Origin of the sequence: Bacillus fonticola (assembly GCF_012955605.1) — a bacterium.
GTDB classification, from domain to species: domain Bacteria; phylum Bacillota; class Bacilli; order Bacillales; family JC228; genus Bacillus_CG; species Bacillus_CG fonticola.
This window is the reverse complement of record NZ_CP052135.1, coordinates 2839136-2860194: the sequence shown is the minus strand read 5'-3', so window position 1 is coordinate 2860194 and position 21059 is coordinate 2839136. Positions and strand designations below refer to the sequence as shown.

20 protein-coding genes are annotated in these 21059 nt (G+C 45.0%); 18 read left to right on the top strand and 2 right to left on the bottom strand.

The genetic code is table 11. The annotated features are described in order from the left end of the window. The first annotated feature begins 187 nt into the window (after window positions 1-187). The 15 genes from HHK01_RS15805 (at window position 188) to HHK01_RS13960 (ending at window position 15623) form a co-directional block, all read left to right on the top strand. The gene (locus HHK01_RS15805) at window positions 188-2446 is read left to right on the top strand and encodes a S8 family serine peptidase (RefSeq protein ID WP_322619372.1); all 2259 of its coding nucleotides are present in this window, start codon (window positions 188-190) and stop codon (window positions 2444-2446) included. Window positions 2447-2581: 135 nt separating this feature from the next. Further along, a complete protein-coding gene (locus HHK01_RS14025) occupies window positions 2582-3259 on the top strand; it encodes a hypothetical protein (protein WP_170008353.1) in 678 nt (225 codons plus the stop codon). A gap of 249 nt (window positions 3260-3508) precedes the next feature. Further along, window positions 3509-3694, top strand: coding sequence for an AtpZ/AtpI family protein (locus tag HHK01_RS14020; RefSeq protein WP_170008819.1), 186 nt, complete (start codon window positions 3509-3511; stop codon window positions 3692-3694). Between the two features lie 8 nt (window positions 3695-3702). Beyond that, entirely contained in the window at window positions 3703-4089 is a 387-nt protein-coding gene (locus tag HHK01_RS14015) for an ATP synthase subunit I (protein ID WP_170008818.1), read from the top strand. Window positions 4090-4093: 4 nt separating this feature from the next. Next, window positions 4094-4819, top strand: coding sequence for a F0F1 ATP synthase subunit A (gene atpB / locus HHK01_RS14010; protein WP_170008817.1), 726 nt, complete (start codon window positions 4094-4096; stop codon window positions 4817-4819). Window positions 4820-4876: 57 nt separating this feature from the next. After that, window positions 4877-5080, top strand: a complete 204-nt coding sequence (gene atpE, locus HHK01_RS14005) for a F0F1 ATP synthase subunit C (RefSeq protein WP_170008352.1) — start codon at window positions 4877-4879, stop codon at window positions 5078-5080. A 124-nt stretch (window positions 5081-5204) separates the two neighbouring features. Then, a complete protein-coding gene (locus HHK01_RS14000) occupies window positions 5205-5723 on the top strand; it encodes a F0F1 ATP synthase subunit B (protein ID WP_194241266.1) in 519 nt (172 codons plus the stop codon). Continuing rightward, window positions 5720-6247: a F0F1 ATP synthase subunit delta gene (locus HHK01_RS13995; protein ID WP_170008351.1), complete on the top strand. Its 528-nt coding sequence runs from the start codon at window positions 5720-5722 to the stop codon at window positions 6245-6247. Before HHK01_RS14000 ends, HHK01_RS13995 begins: the two co-directional genes overlap by 4 nt. A gap of 32 nt (window positions 6248-6279) precedes the next feature. After that, window positions 6280-7788, top strand: a complete 1509-nt coding sequence (gene atpA, locus HHK01_RS13990; RefSeq protein WP_170008350.1) for a F0F1 ATP synthase subunit alpha — start codon at window positions 6280-6282, stop codon at window positions 7786-7788. A 38-nt stretch (window positions 7789-7826) separates the two neighbouring features. Then, on the top strand, window positions 7827-8690 hold the full coding sequence (locus HHK01_RS13985) for a F0F1 ATP synthase subunit gamma (RefSeq protein WP_170008349.1): 864 nt from the start codon (window positions 7827-7829) through the stop codon (window positions 8688-8690). Window positions 8691-8748: 58 nt separating this feature from the next. After that, window positions 8749-10155: a F0F1 ATP synthase subunit beta gene (atpD, locus tag HHK01_RS13980; protein ID WP_170008348.1), complete on the top strand. Its 1407-nt coding sequence runs from the start codon at window positions 8749-8751 to the stop codon at window positions 10153-10155. A 26-nt stretch (window positions 10156-10181) separates the two neighbouring features. Then, a complete protein-coding gene (locus tag HHK01_RS13975) occupies window positions 10182-10586 on the top strand; it encodes a F0F1 ATP synthase subunit epsilon (protein WP_170008347.1) in 405 nt (134 codons plus the stop codon). Window positions 10587-10846: 260 nt separating this feature from the next. Further along, window positions 10847-12526 (top strand): DUF6583 family protein, encoded by a 1680-nt coding sequence (locus HHK01_RS13970; protein WP_170008346.1) that lies wholly within the window; start codon window positions 10847-10849, stop codon window positions 12524-12526. An 11-nt stretch (window positions 12527-12537) separates the two neighbouring features. After that, a complete protein-coding gene (locus tag HHK01_RS13965) occupies window positions 12538-14871 on the top strand; it encodes an ABC transporter permease (protein ID WP_170008345.1) in 2334 nt (777 codons plus the stop codon). After that, window positions 14868-15623 carry an ABC transporter ATP-binding protein gene (locus HHK01_RS13960; protein WP_228027588.1) on the top strand — a complete coding sequence of 252 codons (756 nt, stop codon included), beginning with the start codon at window positions 14868-14870 and terminating at the stop codon, window positions 15621-15623. Before HHK01_RS13965 ends, HHK01_RS13960 begins: the two co-directional genes overlap by 4 nt. 35 nt (window positions 15624-15658) lie before the next feature. On the opposite strand, the gene HHK01_RS13955 is transcribed toward HHK01_RS13960, so the two are convergent. Continuing rightward, window positions 15659-16222, bottom strand: a complete 564-nt coding sequence (locus HHK01_RS13955; protein ID WP_170008344.1) for a redoxin domain-containing protein — start codon at window positions 16220-16222, stop codon at window positions 15659-15661. Further along, window positions 16219-16836, bottom strand: coding sequence for a hypothetical protein (locus HHK01_RS13950; protein WP_170008343.1), 618 nt, complete (start codon window positions 16834-16836; stop codon window positions 16219-16221). Before HHK01_RS13950 ends, HHK01_RS13955 begins: the two co-directional genes overlap by 4 nt. A 318-nt stretch (window positions 16837-17154) precedes the next feature. Here HHK01_RS13950 and HHK01_RS13945 point away from each other — a divergent pair, with 318 nt between their 5' ends. From HHK01_RS13945 to spoIID, 3 genes are all read left to right on the top strand, one after another. Further along, window positions 17155-17388 (top strand): DUF1146 family protein, encoded by a 234-nt coding sequence (locus HHK01_RS13945; protein WP_407646913.1) that lies wholly within the window; start codon window positions 17155-17157, stop codon window positions 17386-17388. A 998-nt stretch (window positions 17389-18386) separates the two neighbouring features. Next, window positions 18387-19700 (top strand): UDP-N-acetylglucosamine 1-carboxyvinyltransferase, encoded by a 1314-nt coding sequence (murA, locus tag HHK01_RS13940; protein WP_170008342.1) that lies wholly within the window; start codon window positions 18387-18389, stop codon window positions 19698-19700. A gap of 333 nt (window positions 19701-20033) precedes the next feature. Continuing rightward, complete coding sequence (spoIID, locus tag HHK01_RS13935) at window positions 20034-21053, top strand: stage II sporulation protein D (protein WP_170008341.1); 1020 nt, start codon at window positions 20034-20036, stop codon at window positions 21051-21053. The last annotated feature ends 6 nt before the right edge of the window (window positions 21054-21059 follow it).

Below are 21059 nucleotides of genomic sequence, written 5' to 3'. Positions count from 1 at the left end.
TTGTGTAGAAGTACTTCTCATTTTGAGGAGTACTTTCTTTGGTGAGAGCGCTGGAAAGAAATCGGCGAAAGTACCGATTGCTTTCAAAAGGGACAAACCCCCGTTCAAAAGGGACAAAACTCCCATTTTGTCGCGCATACCTTCCCTACTCGGGAGACACGCTAATCGGTAAGCGGGAGAGAGGGGAGTGACGCGTGTGGGTCTTTGGTATAAGTTGTTATGTATATTGTGTGTCATAACATTTTCGTTTAGTGGAATGATCGTAAGCGGACGGGAAATAAAAGTAGAAATCCCTCCACTACCGGAACCTTCTCTCGACGAAGAGCAGGTAGCTATTGTTGTGCTGGAAGAGAGGAAAACGGAAGATGAAATACGTGCGATGCTGGCCCCTTTTAAAGATATGGAACTTCGCCACGTGTTTACAGAGGTGTTCTCAGGGTTTTCTGTGTCGGGTCCAGTTAGAGAACTAAAAGAATTGGGCGGCATCCAACGCATCTCATCTATTTCTAAGGCAGTTTCCTATGCAACTGATGGCGAAACGAGTATCCCGTATATAGGTGCAACTGATGTACGCGGACTGTACGATGCAAAAGACCATCGACTCACTGGTGAAGGAGTAATGGTTGGGGTCATCGATACAGGCATTGACTACCAGCACCCTGATCTCATGAGAAATTACGACGGCGGACGTGATGTAATTGACGGAGACCAGGATCCAATGGAAACCACTTCCCAAGGTCGCCTAAACACCTTTCATGGAACGCATGTCGCAGGAGTCATTGCAGCAGACGGTATGATGCAAGGTATCGCACCTAAAGCGAAAATTAAAGCATACAGAGCGCTCGGGCCGGGTGGCTTCGGAACGACAGAGCAAGTGATTATGGCGATTGAATTAGCTATTCGCGACAAAGTAGACATACTCAACTTATCCCTAGGCACGACTGTAAATGGACCAGATCTTCCAGTTAGTCTTGCCTTAAACAAAGCGGTTGAAAAGGGAATTGTGGCGGTAACTTCTAATGGAAATAGTGGACCGAATAAATGGACGGTTGGTTCACCGGGGACTAGTGGAAAAGCGATTTCTGTGGGCGCTTCAACCCCTCCCATGAAAATACCCTTTATGGAATTTGGTGCAAATAGGAATTCTCTTGCCTTACAACCACTCATCGGTTCGACTGAATGGCAAACAGAACGAACGTACGAGGTGGAAGATGTCGGCTTAGGTACTACAAAAGAAGAGTACGGTAATGTAACGGGTAACATTACGCTCGTGGATCGTGGGGAAGTGACATTTACAAACAAAGCTCTCTTTGCTCAAGAGGCAGGAGCGATCGGGCTCCTAATTGTTAACAACGTAGAAGGGGATTTTGTCGGGAATATAGAGGAGTTTCTGGACATTCCGGTAGCTGCTTTATCTAAAGAGGACGGAGCCAAGTTGCGTAGAGAGATGAAGAATGGGACGGATGAGATTAGATTGCATACAAAAGAAGTGGAAGATGTATTGGCAGGCTTCAGCTCACGAGGACCCGTCACAGGAAATTGGATGGTCAAACCGGATGTACTGGCCCCAGGTGTTGCTATTAATAGTACAGTGCCAGGTGGATACATGGAGTTGCAAGGTACAAGTATGGCAGCCCCCCACGTAGCAGGGGCTGCCGCACTCTTGAAACAGGCACATCCAAGCTGGAAACCAGAGCAAATTAAGGCAGCGCTCATGAATACGGCAAAGCCACTTGTTACGAAAAATGGAAAACCGTATGCTGTCTATGAGCAAGGAGCAGGCAGGATACAAGTCGTGGAAGCAATCGAAACAAAATCGCTTGTCATGCCAAGTGCTCTTTCGTTTGGAAAGGTGCAACGTGTGGGAGGAGACCGAACAAAGCAAGCAGAAGTCACCGTACAAAATGTCAGTGACCAACGGCAAACATATCAGTTTGAAGCCCCCGATACAGAAATGATAGAGTGGCGTTTTCCAGCCTCTTTTTCACTGGACGCAGGGGAAAGCAAACGGGTACGAGTAACAGCAAAACTTGTTGATAACAAAAAATCGCTTTATGATGGCTTCGTGACGCTAAGAAGTAAGGAACAGACAATCGAGCTCCCCTACTTGCTTGTGGCGAAAGAACCTGACTATCCACGGGTAATGGGATTTGATTTACGGCTTGCAGAAGAAAAAGATAAATGGGAATACGAAGTGTACTTGCCTGGGGGCGCAGAAGAGTTTGGGATCGCTCTGTATGACCCTGACACACTTCGCTTTGTTGGGTTTCTCGACTGGGGGCGTAACATTGAAAGGGGTTTACTCGAAAGGGAAATACCAATGGATCGAGTACCTTTTGGGGACTACCATGCGTTTATCTTTGCACGCAAATCGAAAAAAGAGGACGTCATTGAAATGGAAATCGCACTGCAACAACCTGTAACGCGGTTTCATCAACATCGCTAAAGTAAAAACGCCTTCATGCATTTTATGAGGCGTTTTTTTTTCGATTTGTTTGTCTGATGCGGGTTTACACCATTCCGTTTGTTCGGGCTTACACCATAGCCTGCTGAAAAAACGCAACGACTTCGCAACGGAGCTATGGATATATCCGCGGTCAGGAGGATATATCCGCGATCAGGAGAAAATATCCGCGAACAGGGGCAGATATCCGCGGTCAGAAGCAGATATCCGCGAACAGGAGAATATATCCGCGAACAGAAGCAGATATCCGCGAACAGAAGCAGATATCCGCGGTCAGGAGAATATATCCGCGAACAGGGGCAGATATCCGCGATCAGAGGAATATATCCGCGGTTAGGAGAATATATCCGCGATCAGGGGAATATATCCGCGGTCAGGAGAATATATCCGCGATCAGGGGAATATATCCGCGAACAGGAGAATATATCCGCGGTCAGGAGGATATATCCGCGATCAGGAGAAAATATCCGCGAACAGGGGCAGATATCCGCGGTCAGAAGCAGATATCCGCGAACAGGAGCAGATATCCGCGAACAGGAGCAGATATCCGCGAACAGGAGAATATATCCGCGAACAGAAGCAGATATCCGCGGTCAGGAGAATATATCCGCGAACAGGGGCAGATATCCGCGAACAGGGGCAGATATCCGCGGTCAGAAGCAGATATCCGTGATCAGGGAAATATATCCGCGGTCAGAGGAATATATCCGCGGTCAGAAGCAGATATCCGCGATCAGGAGCCGATATCCGCGAATTTCATTTATAAAAAAACTCATAGGTTCAGTAAGTATGTGAATTTGTGATCAAAATGTGACAGACCAACAATTGGTAGCTGTGGGAATGGATTTAATAAACTAGAACACGTTGACATGGTTGGGGGGCTATTGTATGCTAACAAAGGGTATAGGATGATAGGGTTTTCAAAGGTGTTTTCCCTCTACTCTACGTAGCCCTATCAGATCTGAAATTCCTCAACTTTACCCAACTTTTCTTGGGGGTCGATTTACTGTGAATAAACAGCCTGACCGCCACCCTTTACGAGCAATGGCTCTCATGTCAGCCATTTTGTCCCAATTGGTAGGTTCAATACTCATCGGTCTCTTCGGAGGCAGATGGCTTGATGATACTTTCCAAACAGATCCTCTACTTCTTATTACCGGGGTATTATTGGGACTTGCTACGGGCATTACTGCAATGCTCATGACAATCCGACGTTATACGAAAGAGTAGGTGTCATGATGCCCGACCTCAACACACTTTTCAAGCGAGGAACGAAGTACTTATTATATCTCCTCTCCATTTATACAATCGGATGGGGGTTCACTCCGTATGCACCTGTCTTTGCGGGGTTGATTCTTGGGACAAGCCTGAGTTTATTCAACTTCTGGCTTTTACAAAGAAAGTCAACACAGTTCGGGGAAGCGATTGCAAAGGGAGAGCGTACTCGTTCATTAGGAAGTTTTTCGCGTCTGGCAACAGGGGCACTTGCGGTTGTCATCGTACTGCGTTTTCCTGACGACATCTCGCTGGGAAGTACTGTAATTGGATTAATGACAATGTATGTTGTCATTATGATAGATTTTTTTGTTCTAAACTTGGTTAGCAAGAAGCGGGAAAAGAGGTGAGATGATGGAAGAACATGAAGCGCCCATAGAGGAACTGGTGATAGGTGAATTGACCATACCCTTTAACATGTCAAACGTGTTAATGATTACGGTAGCCACTGTTATCGTTCTGCTTACTGCAATATTGTTCACGCGAAACTTACAAATGCGCCCAACAGGATTGCAAAACTTTATGGAATGGGTCATTGACTTTATTCGGAACATCATTAATTCAACGATGGATTGGAAGGATGGCGGGCGGTTTCATTTGCTTGGACTTGCCTTAATTATGTACATCCTTGTCGCCAATTTGCTTGGTGTGCCGTTAGCCATTGTGGTCGATAATGAGCTCTGGTGGAAATCGCCGACAGCTGACCCAACTGTTACCTTAACATTAGCGCTCTTAGTCGTTGTATTAAGCCATTACTACGGCGTGAAATTGAAGGGTGTTGGCGGCTATGGGAAAGAGTTCGTCAAACCGATGTGGTTCTTATTCCCGTTGAAGATTATTGAGGAGTTCGCAAACACGCTAACGCTTGGTCTTCGACTTTATGGGAATATCTATGCGGGTGAAATACTTCTTGCACTGCTCGTTGGTCTCGGAACATCCAGTATCCTTGGTGGACTTGCAGGGATTATCCCGATGATAGCTTGGCAAGGATTTAGTCTCTTTGTCGGTGTAATTCAAGCGTTTATTTTTACTATGTTAACGATGGTGTACCTTGCTCATAAAGTAAGCTCTGACCATTGATTATACCCATTTGGGAAGCCTACTAAACTTTCATATATTTAAGGAGGACAACAAATCATGAATGCTATTGCAGCAGCTATTGCTATCGGTCTTGCAGCACTTGGAGCAGGTATCGGTAACGGTCTTATCGTATCACGTACAGTCGAAGGAATTGCTCGTCAACCGGAAGCGCGCGGTATGTTACAAACAACGATGTTTATCGGTGTAGCACTTGTTGAGGCGATTCCAATCATCGCGGTTGTTATTGCGTTTACTGTTTAATTAAGAATTTTGGAGTCATTATGGCGAAGACCCTCCAACCTGGAACCTTCGCCATTGTCTTATGTGGACTGTATAAATTTGAGTCGATAGAATTGACCAACTCTGAAAGGAGTGTGAATCGCTCGTGGGTACGTTAGATATGTTTGTCCTTGGTGCTGTAGGATTTAATTGGGGCGACAGCTTGTATCAGCTAATCGCGTTCATTATCCTACTTGCTTTGTTACGAAAGTTTGCATGGGGACCGATTACCAATATGATGAAAGAACGTGAAAAACACGTAGCTAGTCAATTGGATGACGCTGACGCTAAACGTGATGAAGCGAACAAATTACTAGAAGAGCACCGTGCTTTGATGAAGGAAGCTCGTCAAGAAGCGCAAGAATTAATAGAGCGTGCACGTAAACAAGGGGAAGATCAACGCGAGTCGATCCTTGTCACGGCTCGTGAAGAAGCAAGTCGTTTAAAAGAGTCTGCGAAGCGTGAAATTGATCAGCAGAAGGACCAAGCTGTGGCAGCATTACGTGAACAAGTGGCGTCTCTCTCTGTTATGATCGCATCGAAGGTTATTGAGAAGAACTTGTCAGAGGAAGATCAACACAAAATTATTTCTTCTTATTTAGATGAGGCAGGGGACGCGAAATGAGTGTAGTTGCTAAACGTTACGCACTTGCTTTGTTTGAACTTGTGAAAGCACAAGGGCAGCTCGATGAAGTGGAAGCGGAACTTCGTGAAATTCGTCAAGCGATCCGAACTACGCCGGAACTGGTGACTGTTTTACAATCTCCGAAACTTTCTAGTGAGAAAAAGAAGGAATTAGTGAAGGGTGCTTTTGCAGGAGCAGCACCTTACGTGTTGAACATGCTCCAACTTCTTGTCGAGCGTCATCGCGAGACTGAGATTGCAACAGTTGCAGAACAATTCATCGCATTAGCAAACGAAGAAAAAGGGATCGCTGAAGCAGTGGTTACTTCTGCTCGTCCTCTGACAGCTGAAGAGAAAGCGAGCCTTTCTGATGTATTTGCAGCAAAAGTAGGAAAACAAACCCTTCGTATTACAAACGAAGTAGACAGTGAGTTGCTCGGAGGCGTCCGCATTAAAATCGGTAACCGAATTTATGACGGCAGTCTACGGGGTAAGTTAAACCGTCTCGAACGGGAACTCGCTTAATATCCATTCCATCAGTATAAGGGGTGAAAATCATGAGCATAAAAGCTGAAGAGATTAGTGCACTGATAAAAAAGCAAATTCAAGATTATCAGTCTGACATCGAAGTAACTGACGTTGGTACAGTCATCACAATTGGTGACGGAATCGCGCGTGCTCATGGTCTTGACAATGTCATGGCAGGAGAGCTTGTCGAGTTTTCTAATGGTGTATTAGGAATGGCACAGAACCTCGAAGAAAGTAATGTGGGGATCATCATTCTTGGACCATACCAAGACATTCGTGAAGGCGATGAAGTTCGTCGTACAGGACGCATCATGGAAGTACCGGTTGGAGAAGAGCTGATCGGACGTGTTGTGAATTCACTAGGACAACCAGTTGACGGATTAGGTCCGATTCAAACTGGAAAAACGCGCCCTATTGAAAGTGGAGCGCCAGGAGTTATGGACCGTAAATCTGTTCATGAGCCTCTTCAAACGGGAATTAAAGCGATTGATGCGCTTGTCCCGATTGGTCGCGGGCAACGTGAGCTTATTATCGGAGATCGGCAAACAGGGAAAACCTCTGTTGCGATTGATGCAATTTTAAATCAAAAAGATGAAGACATGGTTTGTATCTACGTAGCGATTGGACAGAAGGAATCAACTGTTCGTACAGCGGTAGAAACGTTGCGTAAGCATGGAGCGCTAGAGTACACAATCGTTGTAACAGCGTCTGCTTCTCAACCAGCACCACTTCTTTTCTTAGCACCATATGCGGGTGTAACAATGGGAGAAGAATTTATGTACAACGGGAAGCACGTTCTTGTCGTATACGATGATCTTTCTAAACAAGCGTCTGCTTACCGTGAATTATCTTTGCTACTTCGTCGTCCTCCAGGTCGTGAAGCATTCCCAGGGGATGTCTTTTACCTACACAGCCGTTTGCTAGAGCGTGCGGCAAAATTGAGTGACGCAAAGGGTGCAGGAAGTTTAACAGCCCTTCCGTTCGTTGAAACACAAGCTGGAGATATCTCCGCTTACATTCCAACGAACGTTATTTCCATCACTGATGGACAAATCTTCTTACAATCTGACTTGTTTTTCTCTGGCGTACGTCCAGCGATTAACGCAGGTTTGTCTGTATCACGTGTTGGTGGGTCTGCCCAAGTGAAGGCGATGAAGAAGGTATCTGGTACACTCCGTTTGGATCTAGCATCTTATCGTGAGTTAGAAGCCTTCTCTCAATTCGGATCAGATCTTGATAAGGCAACACAGGCAAAACTAGCTCGCGGTGCGCGTACGGTTGAAGTATTGAAACAAGACTTAAACAAGCCACTCCGTGTGGAAAAACAAGTTGCGATCCTCTATGCACTCACAAAAGGATACCTTGATGATGTACCAGTCACTGACATTCGTCGTTTTGAAGGAGAAATGTTCAACTGGATGGATAGCGAGCGTAAAGAATTGCTGCAAACTATTCGTGAAAGTGGAACACTACCTGAAGGTGACGAGCTTGACGAAGCAATCAAGGCGTTTAAAAAGACGTTTGCAATTAGCGAATAATCTCTGAGTGAATGTTAATAAGAGGGTGGTGAACGGAGATGGCATCATTACGCGACATCAAGACGCGAATTAACTCGACGAAAAAAACGAGCCAGATTACGAAGGCAATGGAAATGGTTTCGGCATCCAAGTTGAACCGTGCGGAGATGAACGCAAAATCGTTCGTCCCTTATATGGATAAAATCCAAGATGTTGTGACGAGTATCGCACTTGGAAGTCAAGATGCTAGCCATCCTATGCTCGAAAATCGCCCTGTGAAGAAAACGGGTTACTTGGTCATTACGTCAGACCGTGGTCTGGCGGGAGCCTATAATGCCAGCATTTTACGACAAGTACGACTAGCGATTGAATCTCGTCATCGATCAAAGGATGAATATGCAATAATTGCAATTGGTCGGGTCGGGCGTGATTTCTTTGTGAAACGTGGCATGAACGTACTGTTAGACATTACAGGCGTACCTGATCAACCGAACTTTGCAGATATTAAGGAAATGACGAGCAAAGCGGTGGACATGTTCCAAGACGAAACCATCGATGAGCTCTATATGTACTATAGTCACTATGTCAGCGCTATCCAGCAAGAGGTCCAGGAAAAGAAACTTCTACCGCTTACGGATCTCGCAGAAAGTAGTGAAAAGAAGCTCACATCGTATGAATTTGAGCCAAATGCTGAAGAAATCTTAGAGGTACTCCTACCACAATACGCAGAAAGTCTAATCTACGGAGCGCTCCTTGATGGGAAAGCAAGTGAGCACGCTTCCCGTATGACGGCAATGAAGAGTGCGACGGATAATGCGAAAGAACTTATTGATTCGCTCTCGCTTAGTTACAACCGTGCACGTCAAGCCGCGATTACGCAAGAGATTACTGAAATTGTCGGTGGAGCAGCGGCCTTAGAATAACTATTCGAACCGTTAAATAAGCACTTCAGGCTGAAACACAATGTAAGGAGGGAATGTGATGAACAAGGGACAAATCCTTCAGGTTATGGGACCTGTAGTTGACGTGAAGTTTCCGAGTGGACAACTTCCGAAAATATACAACGCCCTAACTGTATCAGGCTCAGAAGCAGGCAGTTCAGTTACGCTTGAAGTCGCCCTCCATTTGGGAGACGACTCAGTCCGTACTATTGCGATGGGCTCTACTGATGGTCTAGTTCGTGGGAAAGACGTTACGGATATGGGATCACCAATTTCCGTACCAGTAGGGGATGTGACTTTAGGTCGTGTCTTCAACGTACTTGGGGACAATATTGATTTAGACGAACCAGTTGATAGCTCTGCACGTCGTGACGCAATTCACCGTAGTGCTCCAACGTTCGACAAACTTTCTACTGAGGTTGAAATTTTAGAAACTGGTATTAAAGTCATTGACTTACTAGCGCCGTACATTAAGGGTGGTAAGATCGGACTTTTCGGTGGTGCCGGTGTAGGTAAAACGGTTCTTATCCAAGAACTGATCAACAACATCGCGCAAGAGCACGGAGGTATTTCCGTATTCGCCGGTGTTGGTGAGCGTACACGTGAAGGAAATGACTTGTACTACGAAATGAAAGACTCTGGCGTTATTAACAAAACGGCCATGGTTTTCGGACAAATGAACGAGCCACCAGGTGCACGTATGCGGGTTGCCTTGACTGGTTTGACAATGGCGGAATACTTCCGTGATGAGCAAGGTCAAGACGTGTTGTTCTTTATTGATAACATCTACCGCTTTACTCAAGCTGGTTCAGAAGTATCCGCACTTCTTGGGCGTCTACCATCAGCGGTAGGTTACCAGCCTACGCTTACAACCGAAATGGGTCAACTTCAAGAGCGTATTACGTCTACAAACGTTGGTTCTGTAACGTCTATTCAAGCGGTTTATGTACCAGCCGATGACTATACTGATCCAGCACCAGCGACGACGTTTGCCCACTTGGATGCGACAACAAACTTAGAGCGTAAATTGACAGAAATGGGGATTTACCCAGCAGTAGACCCATTGGCATCAACTTCTCGTGCTCTATCACCGGAGTTCGTTGGAGAAGAGCATTACGCTGTTGCGCGTGAAGTGCAACAAACACTTCAACGTTACAAAGAGTTACAAGATATCATTGCGATCCTTGGAATGGATGAGTTGAGTGATGAAGATAAATTGGTCGTATCGCGTGCGCGTCGTGTCCAATTCTTCCTGTCACAGAACTTCCACGTTGCCGAGCAGTTTACAGGACAAAAAGGTTCTTATGTACCTGTCGCGGAAACGGTAAAAGGATTTAAAGATCTTCTTGAAGGCAAGTACGATCACATTCCTGAGGATGCGTTCCGTCTTGTCGGGCGCATGGAGGATGTACTCGAAAATGCTAAGAAAATGGAACAAGGAGCATAAACGCCGGAACCTAGGAGGGGTCAAGTATGAAGACTGTAGCGGTCAGTATTGTCACGCCTGACGGTCCCGTTTATGAATCCGATGTGCAAATGGTCAGTACGAAGGCGGAGAGTGGGGAGCTCGGTATTATGCCTGGGCATATCCCTCTGGTCGCTCCACTGACCATTGGCTCTGTTCGATTAAAGAAAGCGGACAGCACAGACATCGTAACAGTAAGCGGTGGATTTTTGGAAGTTCGCCCAGATAAAGTAACGATTCTTGCACAATCTGCTGAGAACGCTGATGACATTGATGTGGATCGTGCTGGGCGCGCTAAACAGCGTGCAGAAGAACGATTGAATCAAAAGAATCAGGAGACGATTGACTACAAACGGGCAGAACTCGCACTACAACGTGCGATGAACCGTATGAGCGCATCTGGTAAACGCTAAAGAAACACTATTCACGCACTTTAAAGAGAAACACTCTTTAAAGTGCGTTTATTTTTTGCCTACGAACATGATGCCATATGCAGGAAATAAATATGTGGAAGTCGAATTTGTAGGAGCAGCTATCGGACAGATATTACGAGTAGATGTTTTAGAATGACACAGGGCGCATAGATATAAAGAGACAAGCTTTTCTATTTGGCTTGTGGCAGACAGATGCTTTTTTGAGTACGTAAGTGAGGGCAAGGAGGGGGAGGAAGTAAATGAGTCAGCATGAAAAGGATGCTCAGCAAGAATCAGCGGCCTCGTTGGAAGTTTCGTCGAACACGTCAGTCCCTGTGAAGAGGAAATGGCTTGTTGGGATCTTGACTTTGATCGGGTTGGTAGGTATTGGTGCAGCAAGTATGGCCTTCATCGCCCAATCATCACCTAAAAATGTGTACTTAATGAGTGAAGCAAACGCATATGATACGGCTTCGGAAGAGTTTGAACAGGCGTATGGTGATCTCCTAGAGCTATCCGAGCGGACTGCGACGGAAGCGAGTAAAAGTGAAGTAAAGGTTACCGGGGGATTCTCCATGCCGAACTTGGCAGGCGACCCTAGTATGCTCCTTATAAATAGTTTACTAGGACAGGTGTCATTGCAAATGGAAACACAAATCAATCCAGAGGCAAATGAGACTTTGTCAAGCTTAGGAATATCTTTACAAGAGCAAGAGCTGATCGGTGCAGAATTTTATCAGTCTCAAGAGCAATCTGGTGTCCAAGTACCGCAGCTGTTCGATGAATACTATTACATTCAAAATGATGAGTTTGGAAATGTCATGAGAACTTTCGATCCTATGTATAGGGGCCTAGAAAGCATATCGTACAAGCAACTGACATGGGAGAACATCAAATTGTCAGAAGAAGAGAGTAATTATTTGGCAGATACGTATGGAAAGCTTTTATACGATAACCTTCCAGAAGAGAGCTTTACGATGGAAGAGGGAGCTTCTGTAGAGTATGAAGGCGCAACAGTAGATAACCTTAGGCAGATAACACTTCAGCTATCAGAGGATGAGATCTACGCTATTTTTCAATCCCTCTGGAAGAAAGCCGCCACGGATGAGGTGCTCCATGATATGATCGTGGGCCGCTACGAGATGTTTTTGGGAACTCAAACCAATGCAGACAATGTGATCTCGGTGGAGGAGTTTGAGAATGAGCTTCACCTTATTCTGGAAAACGATATTCAAAATATCGGAATGCCTGAAGGAGTAACCTCGGTGGTATGGGTGGATGGTGATGAGCAAATTGTGAAGCGCGAACTTTCGTTTACAACAGAAGGTGGGCCAGAACCAGTGGCTGTATCTCTTCTAACGCATAATGTACCTATGGAAGCAGGAGCGAAACAGCAATGGAGTGCAGAACTGACGAATAACAATTCAGCGGAAACGATCACTCTTGATCTGAAAAAAGATAAAATGAGCAATGAAAGTAGTGAATATTCCTTTGAAGTGGGCATGAACGTTGATGGGACGACATCTACTACTCTTGTATTGAATGGGAGTAGCGAGCTTGTAAATGAAGAGGGAACTAAAAAAACGTTTGAGCATGCTTTTGACCTCTCCGTAGACGAGGTCACGGGCACAGGACTTGAAGTAGGACTTTCTGGTGAGATACTAGAAGTACGTAACATAGCGCTGGAAGACGACCGTGCTGAGCAAGAATATGATATGACCCTGTTGATTGATGATGGTGCCCAGCAATATGAAGTCGAACTTGAAGTCGACTCGACGACTATTTTTACAGACAATCTCGATTTCCCAAATTTTGATGAAGTGCCAAGTGTGTACGTTGGTGAGATGACGAGTGAGGAGTTTACGGCATTAGGGAAGGATATCTCTGCTCGTTTTCAAGAGATTATATTGGAATATCAATCGCTATTTTTAGGATTATAGGATAAGGTCCAATGAATACGATTTGGCAATTAACGAAACTTTCCATGCGAGCTCTTTGGCGTGATCGAAAAACCCTGCTACTGGCAGGGCTTTTTCCGATTATTTGTATAGGTACCATCACGTTTCTTCTCTGGATGTTGTTGTCCATCGATGAACAAAAGCCGATTTCTGTAGCGCTTGTCAATCAGGATAAAAACTTTCAAACGACGTTTATTGTCGAACATTTACAAGGACTTGAACATGTGCAGGCTTCTTTAGACATTCAGGAGATGTCTTATGAGGAAGGACAGGAAGCGATACGAACGAATGACGTTGCAGCGATGATGGTCATTCCAGAAGGTTTTGCTGCTTCTTTAATGGACGGGGAAAACAGATCAATCGAAGTGGTGAAAAACGAAGAACAGCCATTTTATGCGGAGTGGATTTCACAGTTTCTGCATAGCACAACGGATTATGTGACGGCAGCCCAAAGTGCAGTCAACACCTTGTATCACTTTCAAAACAAACAGAACCCTGCGCTTACTGTTGACGAGATGCAACCCGCAATTTTGGCATATACATTACAGGCTTTAAAGGGACAGGATTTTTTTGATCAGGAAGAAGAGTGGCGTACTGATGCGTCTTCACTTCTGTCGTACCTCATCGTATCGTCTTGGTTGTTGGTATTGTCTATGTGGTCAATTTTATCTGTGGTGATCGTTTCCCTCAAGAGTTCACACGCAGTGGATGAGCGCCTGCAAGTAATGGGGGTGCCTCGCTGGAAACTCCTCTCCTCTCATTGGTTTGGCTCGATCGCGTTCGTGATGGCATGGGGGATCCCCTATACGGTGGGAATGTCTCTACTTTGGAATGAAAGTGACGTTCAGCTAGCGCCTGTACTTGGCACATCTATAGTTCTCGTCGTGTTTTGGCAGGCGATCGCGTTTCTAGTTTGTTCTATTTCGAGAAATCACCTTTTACAGTGGGTACTTCTATTGCCGGTATTTTTGTGCGGGACGATACTCGGTGGTCAGTGGGTCCCCGTTGCCTATTTTCCTCTTGAATGGATGCCGATTCTTGACTTGATTCCAACGACATGGTTTCAGCAATGGGGATTGTTTGCCTGGGGAGAAGGGGGAGAAAAGCTACAAGTACAGGTGATGATTTTATTCTTGATCGGCATGATCCTACTTGTATTCGCGGTTGAATGTAGTCGACGGGGGTTTATTTCTGGGCAAGGTGTGAACGAAAATCCTAAAACCCATCGCATAGAGAATAAAGTTGCTGTGTTCATAGTGCTTGCTGTTATTCCTGTCATAGCTACGCAAGGGTGGGCATGGGGGACGAGAGAAGCTGGAGAGAATGTTCGGATTCCGATTGCCATTGTCACCGAGGAAGAGACTGAAATGGTGGAGAGCGTTTTGAAACGTTTGGAAGAGACGACACAAACGTATCGTCTCATTCAGCTCGAGGAAGATGAAGCGAGACGTGCATTAGCAATTGGTAAAGTGGACAGTGTGTTTCTTTTCCAAAAAGGCTTTGAGGAGAGGCTAGTTAACGGTGAGATAGATCCTATCGTTACGAGCATTATCGGAGCTGGGTCTTTTGGGTATGGCGTATTTCAAGAGGAACTGGCAAGCGAGCTGATGCGCATTGCATTGCAGGCAAAGGCCGCGGTTTCTTTGGAGGCGATGGAGGCAGTAACGTATGAGGAAGCGTATGCATTCGGTCAGCAATACTGGGAGCCTGTACCACTACTGACGGTGGCAGAGTCTACAATGGAGGCAAATGATGAAAAGGGAAGTGAAGAAGTAGTCAGCCCCTTTTCATGGGGGGTGTGGATGTTATCCGCTTCGCTGTTGCTAATTGAAAGATCTGGAAAGTTACAGGTACTCCGGACGACCCCCTTAGGAAAACGAATTCGAACGACAGCGAAAGGATGGAAGGCGTACGCCTCGAAACAACATTTTCTTTGGGGAACAGGGCTGTTTGTAGGGGGATTGCTCCTGGAACTGATCGCATCACCTACTCCGTTCATGAGTGGCATGCTAGCGTTCAAACTAGCGCTAGTCTCGCTTTTTCTTGTCAGCTTCTGGGGAAGCATGGCGACCTTTTTTCGAGGAAAAAACTCATTTGTTTTGTTTGCTTCATTGCTTGCTCTGTTCATGAGTTTGCTGGGAGGTGCCTTTGTGGGGGGGAGTGAGTTATTGCGGACAGTTACTTTTGCAGAAGAGATCCTCCCATTTGGTGTTTTCCAAACGTGGCTACTTCAATCACCCTTTTTGTATACACCCGCGCTTTTATGGGTCGGGTTCGGTATCTTTGCTTGTTGGGGAAACCATTATCGGGAGGAGAACCGCTCATGATGATAGTAGCTAATCAAATTACGATTCGACGCGGAAAGAAGACCGTTGTCCACCCACTCTCTTTTCAAGTCCAGGAGGGGGAGATCTTTGGCATACTTGGAAGCAATGGAGCAGGGAAATCTTCTTTGTTAGCTACGTTGGCTACGTTGCGTCCAGTTGCTAGCGGCGATGTCTTCATCTCGGGACACTCACTAGAGGGCTCCCAAAAGTTTGTTAGGCGGGCTGTAGGGTTCGTTTCTCAAGAGCTGGCGTTATGGGACGGGGAAACGGTGGAAACAAATATGCGCTTCTTTGCCAAAGTACAGGGAGTAGAAAAGGATCCACAATTTCTTCAGCAACTATGCGAACAAGTCTCATTACCTGGGGTGTGGAAGGTACCGGTCCACCAGTTATCGGGTGGCATGAAGCGCAAACTTCATATTGCCATCGGGCTGCTTCATGACCCGAAAGTTCTCCTTCTAGACGAGCCGACTGTAGGGATAGACCTTCCCTCTAAAAGAGAAATTGGCGAATTTCTGACGGGGTGGGTGCGCGAAGGAAGAGCTGTTTGTTATACAACTCATGATGCGAGTGAAGTAGAGCGGTTGTGTAACCGAATGATGGTATTAGCGGAAGGAAGGATTTCGTTCCATGGAACTCCTAGTGAGGCAAGAAGCGTGACAGGTCATTCTAATTTTGCACCATTTGAAGACGTGTTTTATGATTTATTAGGAGGACAGTATAATTTAACTCAACGACAAACGGAGCCGTGATCAATGATTAGGCTCCGTTTGTTGGGTGATTTCGTTTATTCCATCTCCTCAACAATCGAAAGAATCGTCTCCTCATTCATCGGACCTATGTACTTTTGATAGATGGTTCCATCGGTATTAATGAAATACGAAGTAGGGATAGTGAGTATCGAATAAAGTCTGCCTACCTCGCCTTTTTGATCAAGTGGAATCGGAAAGGTCAACCCATACTCTTCTTGGAATGATTTCACAGCTTCGACCCCATTATCTTGATTCGTCAGATTCACGGCTACAATCTCAACTTGATCACTGTACTTTGCATACACGCTTTGCATATGGGGCATCTCTGCCTTACATGGTGGGCACCATGACGCCCAGAAGTTTAGCAAGAGAGGTTTATCGCGATTTTCAAACAGTTCAAACGTCTCCCCGCTTAAAGTTTGTAATGTGAAGTTAGGCGCTTCATCTCCAGCCTCTAGAATCTTAGATCCGTTTGTCTCAAAGGATATATTTACTCCTTCACCGAGGTTATCCTCTCCTCCGAACCAGTCCAACACATTTGCTAAAAACACACTGATTAATAATAAAATCAATATTGTGGAGAATATGTGCCGCTTCATATAGAAGTCGTCTCCTTTCTGCGTAAAGTACACAATAGCAAACCGACTCCATATAAGAGAGCTACGGGTAATTCAGCGGGTGTTGATGTTAGTTTTACGGTTTCCATCCAAAGTAAGAATGCCATGTATAGCACAATCGTTTGTCGGCTTTCGATCATGGTTGGGTGCTTTCGCCGTAAATACCAAGCGAGGAGCCCACTTTGAGCAATTAGTACAAGAAGCATACCGATCGAGTAACCGTCTAAAATGAATTCTACCCACTGATACAGTGTAAATACTCCTAAGTAAGCCCGTATGTATACGGATAGTTTACCTTGTTCTGTATGTTTCCAAAAAAGAAGCGCAACAGATACAACGGTAGCTAGTATCGCACCCGTAAGCCCGCCATCAAAGTACAGGACGCTTAATGGGGAGGAAACGACAGTCTCCCAATACATGATTACATAGCTTCCCTTCCAAATAAGCACATGCCAAAAAACAGTATCCCACAAGGGGTCTAGGCTGTACGTTTTTTTGGAATGCCGTGATAGGATAAGCCCAGTCCCTAACACAGCCAGTAAACCGGTAACTAAACTTGCCGGAACGGTTATTGTCCAAAGAGTAATATAACTCATGGTTTCACCTCTTGTTTCAAGATAGTCTATATATATGAGGTGCCTGTCTCCTTTTATCATACAAACTTACAAAGTGTATGTGATAAGCAATTATGAACATTCATAAAACAAGTTGAAACTAAAATTGTAGCATGGCGAGAAGAGGTCTGAGAGTAGACGTAGTGGTTTTTTCATGAAGTCATCCTTTTTCAAAAAATGTCGAAAAATCATGCTTAACCTTGTCGAAAGCTGTATTTTCCTATACAAGAGAATATCTCTCTGTGTTAAAATGTATAATGAATTTGCTTAAAATTAGCCGTAGAAAAGGAGCGGGTACGTGTGGAGGCTTTTGGACAGATGGCGTTGCTCAGCATCATCATTCAGCTGTTTTTCATAGCAGTCACGTGGTGGGCATTACAAGCACTCCATTTTGATAAATTGCTGCGTGCAAATCGAGTCGCACAGGCCCGTATTCTATACGTGTTCATTACGATTGCGATTGGCTCAGCTGTTGGCAATTTCGCCATTGATTATGTCGAGTGGGCACGTCGATTACCCTATATGTTTTCGTAAAGGGAAAATTCTCTCAAGAAATGGGACTTCTTACATGTAGTCTTCCTTTGTGAAATGAATTAAAATGTGAAGGGTTGGTCTACAACTTGCTCACAACTGATCAAAACATACATACGTATTGTTATTAGATATACTTATCGTTGTTTGTTGTGGTCGTGGCAGGAATTTAAGGGTTTTTCCAAAATTCGTTGGTTTTTGACGTTCTGATCTACAGGCGTCTAACCATTGAAAAACAAGGAAACTTTTAGTCGAAAACATCTTCTACTGAGAAAATTCCAAATAGAATCACACGCCAATATATGGTGCAGACTTTTCTTACGTATGCTCTTCCCTGCAGTGGTAACACTGGTAATAAGGAGAGGGAGACGAGGGTATAAAAGTCGTATATAGTGTTCTTGCCATTATTTTCTTTATTCGTTTGTTTGATCTACCAGTCTTTGCGATATCGTTTATTTTAACTGAAACAAATCCAAGTTCAAGTTGTGCGAGCAGCTCCTCGTTACTACTACTGCAGCTGGTGAAAAGCGGGTGTGAGATTGAAACATGGACTTTGTTGAGCAAGACAATCGATTGAACAGGTGAAGTCGGAAGTGGACGTGAACGCATGTGTAGGTTTAGCTGAAAGGGTTTGGCAATGGACGAAGAGAAAAAGTGACGTTCAGATTGTATGAACACCATTTGCCGATAAACGACCCTCGAAAACAAAGCAGCCCATACGTATGTTATGGTCTGAGGCTATTGTGCCAGGCTGGAACACAGAAATAGCAAATGATTTTGCCTTAACCAATGAGGATGTACGGGAAACATGATTTCCATCCGGGCTAGAAAATTGTAAATGAAACCGGAACATTGACAACAAACCTGAAGAAGACCGAAACACTTAGATTATTTGACATACGAAAGCAACGATTGGGCGCAAAGACTACCTCAGTAGTTGGCACACCAACCATGACGATTGAATAGTAATATAGAGAAATTGGACGCGGAGGGGAATACACTTGGAACAAATCATCGTCCGCGGCGGAAACCGGCTTGAGGGCACTGTAAAAGTAGAAGGTGCAAAAAATGCTGTCTTGCCCGTGATTGCCGCTACATTGTTAGCCAGTGATGGAAAAAGTGTCATACGTGATGTACCCGCTCTCTCCGATGTAAACACAATTTCAGAGGTTCTGAAATATTTAGGTGCCGAAACGAAATTGTTGGGTAATGAAATTCACATCGATGCATCACGAGAGTTAAAAGATGAAGCACCATTTGAGTATGTAAGAAAAATGAGAGCCTCTGTACAAGTAATGGGACCGTTGCTCGCTCGAAATGGTCGCGCACGAGTCGCATTACCAGGAGGATGTGCGATTGGTTCACGCCCGATTGACCTGCATTTAAAAGGATTTGAAGCAATGGGCGCTACTGTGAAAGTTGGAAATGGATTTATTGATGCCCAAGTTGAAGGGCGTTTGCAAGGAGCAAAAGTATATCTTGATTTCCCGAGTGTCGGGGCGACAGAAAATATTATGACGGCCGCGACACTAGCGGAAGGAACCACTGTGCTGGAAAACTGCGCGAAAGAGCCTGAAATTGTTGATTTAGCAAACTTTTTAAACAAAATGGGCGCCTCTATTCGGGGAGCGGGCACAGGCACTATTCGTATTGAAGGTGTAGAATCGCTTCGTGGGGTCGAGCATGCTATTATTCCAGACCGTATCGAGGCAGGAACATTCATGGTAGCTGCAGCCATCACGAAAGGGAACGTGTGGATTCAAGGCGCTGTGCCAGAACATTTAACTTCTCTAATGGCAAAATTGGAGGAGATGGGTGTGTTGTGTCAAGAAGAAGGAGACGGTATTCGTGTCATCGGACCAGAGAGGCTAAAGGCAGTTGATATTAAAACGATGCCACATCCAGGGTTTCCGACAGATATGCAGTCTCAGTTTATGGCACTGTTGCTTTGTGCAAATGGCACGAGTATGATTACTGAAACGGTTTTCGAAAATCGCTTTATGCATGTAGAAGAATTCCGACGCATGAATGCCGACATTAAAATTGAAGGTCGCTCGGTGATGATGTCTGGCCCTAGTGAACTTCAAGGTGCTGAAGTGGCTGCGACTGATTTGCGAGCTGCGGCCGCCTTAATTTTAGCAGGACTTCGGGCAGACGGAATGACGCGTGTTACGGAGTTAAAGCATTTAGATCGTGGCTATGTCGGTCTGCACGAAAAGCTTGCACAGCTCGGTGCCGATATTGAACGAGTGCGAATGGAAGATGCTTATAATTGGTCACCACTCGAAGCGACTTCTTCAAAAGCAGCACAATAATAAATGATTAGGCGACAGATGGCTATTTTTAGCTATCTGTCTTTTTTTGCGTCCTGCACCTTCTTTTTGCATAGCTCTCCTATATCTCCCCTATGCTGCTAATTCTAATCTTAGCATGTGAATAATCCCGTAGTCGTGGGAACTGTCTTGTCTTGGTCAGAAATTAGAGTGATTTCGTTTTCATCTAAAACCAAGCCACCTTGTCATATTTTATGCCCGGGCCCCATATATTGTGAAAGAATTGTCCAGAAAGCTACCAAGCCCTTTTATGGGAAACAATTTACTACACCATTTCATTCTACTACCTATTGAAAATGACTGGAGGGCCTTTGTTTGAAATCATGGAAACCCCTAATCCTCTGTATAACAGCTACTTTTATCCTTACTGTTGTTGTGCCGGTGCTTGTTGTGATGCCGTTCCAAGGACAAGAGCAGGAGAACTTAATCAAATCAAAAGCGCAAGCTACTTCATCAGATCCACTCAATGGAGTAGAGGTAGCGGTCTTTCGTTCTGATCAAGAGAAAATCGACCAAATCCCTTTAGAAGAATACGTTGTCGGTGTTGTGGCAAGTGAAATGCCAGCAGACTTTGAATTAGAAGCGTTGAAGGCACAAGCACTGGCCGCGCGAACGTATATCACTAAACTACTTTTACAAGATGATCCAGCAGGTGTCCCACAAGGAGCACAAGTTACAGATACGATCTCTCATCAAGTATATAAAGATGATGAGGAGCTACGGTCTCTTTGGAAAGAGGATTACGAGGAGAATAAAAAGAAAATTGAGCAAGCGGTTGACGAAACGAGAGGGAAAATTTTAACTTATGCAAATGAGCCAATTGATGCGTTCTATTTTTCAACATCAAATGGTTACACAGAAAATAGTCAAGATTATTGGGCAAACGAAGTTCCGTATTTAAAAAGTGTAAAAAGCACTTGGGATCAAACATCGTCCCCAAAGTATGAAGATCAAAAGTCCATCCCTATAGAGATAGTAGAAACTGCGCTGAATATCACCTTGCCAGAGCAGGGGGAAATCGGCACCATTTTAGAGCGGACAGCAGGGGAACGGGTGGCGACAGTGCAGCTTGGTGAGCAAACCTTTACAGGTCGACAGGTTCGAGAAGCTCTTGAACTCCGATCTTCTGACTTTACGTGGACGAGGAATGGAAACGAGATTTTGTTTCAAACAGAAGGATACGGACACGGTGTAGGGATGAGCCAATACGGAGCGAACGGTATGGCAAGAGAGGGAAAGACTGCAGAGCAAATTGTAACTTATTATTATCAAGGCATCGAGATAGGGAAGGCAACAAACTTTTTAAAGAAAACGGTGGTGTATTCTACTCCATAAGAAAAA

What these genes read in the sequence shown, in the direction of transcription:
- atpA (WP_170008350.1), top strand. Translation starts at nt 6,280, where the DNA reads ATGAGCATAAAAGCTGAAGAGATTAGTGCACTGATAAAAAAGCAAATT.
- HHK01_RS13985 (WP_170008349.1), top strand. Translation starts at nt 7,827, where the DNA reads ATGGCATCATTACGCGACATCAAGACGCGAATTAACTCGACGAAAAAA.
- HHK01_RS14020 (WP_170008819.1), top strand. Translation starts at nt 3,509, where the DNA reads ATGGCTCTCATGTCAGCCATTTTGTCCCAATTGGTAGGTTCAATACTC.
- HHK01_RS13965 (WP_170008345.1), top strand. Translation starts at nt 12,538, where the DNA reads ATGAATACGATTTGGCAATTAACGAAACTTTCCATGCGAGCTCTTTGG.
- HHK01_RS14025 (WP_170008353.1), top strand. Translation starts at nt 2,582, where the DNA reads ATGGATATATCCGCGGTCAGGAGGATATATCCGCGATCAGGAGAAAAT.
- atpB (WP_170008817.1), top strand. Translation starts at nt 4,094, where the DNA reads ATGGAAGAACATGAAGCGCCCATAGAGGAACTGGTGATAGGTGAATTG.
- HHK01_RS13950 (WP_170008343.1), bottom strand. Translation starts at nt 16,836, where the DNA reads ATGAGTTATATTACTCTTTGGACAATAACCGTTCCGGCAAGTTTAGTT.
- HHK01_RS13975 (WP_170008347.1), top strand. Translation starts at nt 10,182, where the DNA reads ATGAAGACTGTAGCGGTCAGTATTGTCACGCCTGACGGTCCCGTTTAT.
- HHK01_RS13970 (WP_170008346.1), top strand. Translation starts at nt 10,847, where the DNA reads ATGAGTCAGCATGAAAAGGATGCTCAGCAAGAATCAGCGGCCTCGTTG.
- HHK01_RS13955 (WP_170008344.1), bottom strand. Translation starts at nt 16,222, where the DNA reads ATGAAGCGGCACATATTCTCCACAATATTGATTTTATTATTAATCAGT.
- HHK01_RS13995 (WP_170008351.1), top strand. Translation starts at nt 5,720, where the DNA reads ATGAGTGTAGTTGCTAAACGTTACGCACTTGCTTTGTTTGAACTTGTG.
- atpE (WP_170008352.1), top strand. Translation starts at nt 4,877, where the DNA reads ATGAATGCTATTGCAGCAGCTATTGCTATCGGTCTTGCAGCACTTGGA.
- atpD (WP_170008348.1), top strand. Translation starts at nt 8,749, where the DNA reads ATGAACAAGGGACAAATCCTTCAGGTTATGGGACCTGTAGTTGACGTG.
- HHK01_RS14015 (WP_170008818.1), top strand. Translation starts at nt 3,703, where the DNA reads ATGCCCGACCTCAACACACTTTTCAAGCGAGGAACGAAGTACTTATTA.
- HHK01_RS13960 (WP_228027588.1), top strand. Translation starts at nt 14,868, where the DNA reads ATGATGATAGTAGCTAATCAAATTACGATTCGACGCGGAAAGAAGACC.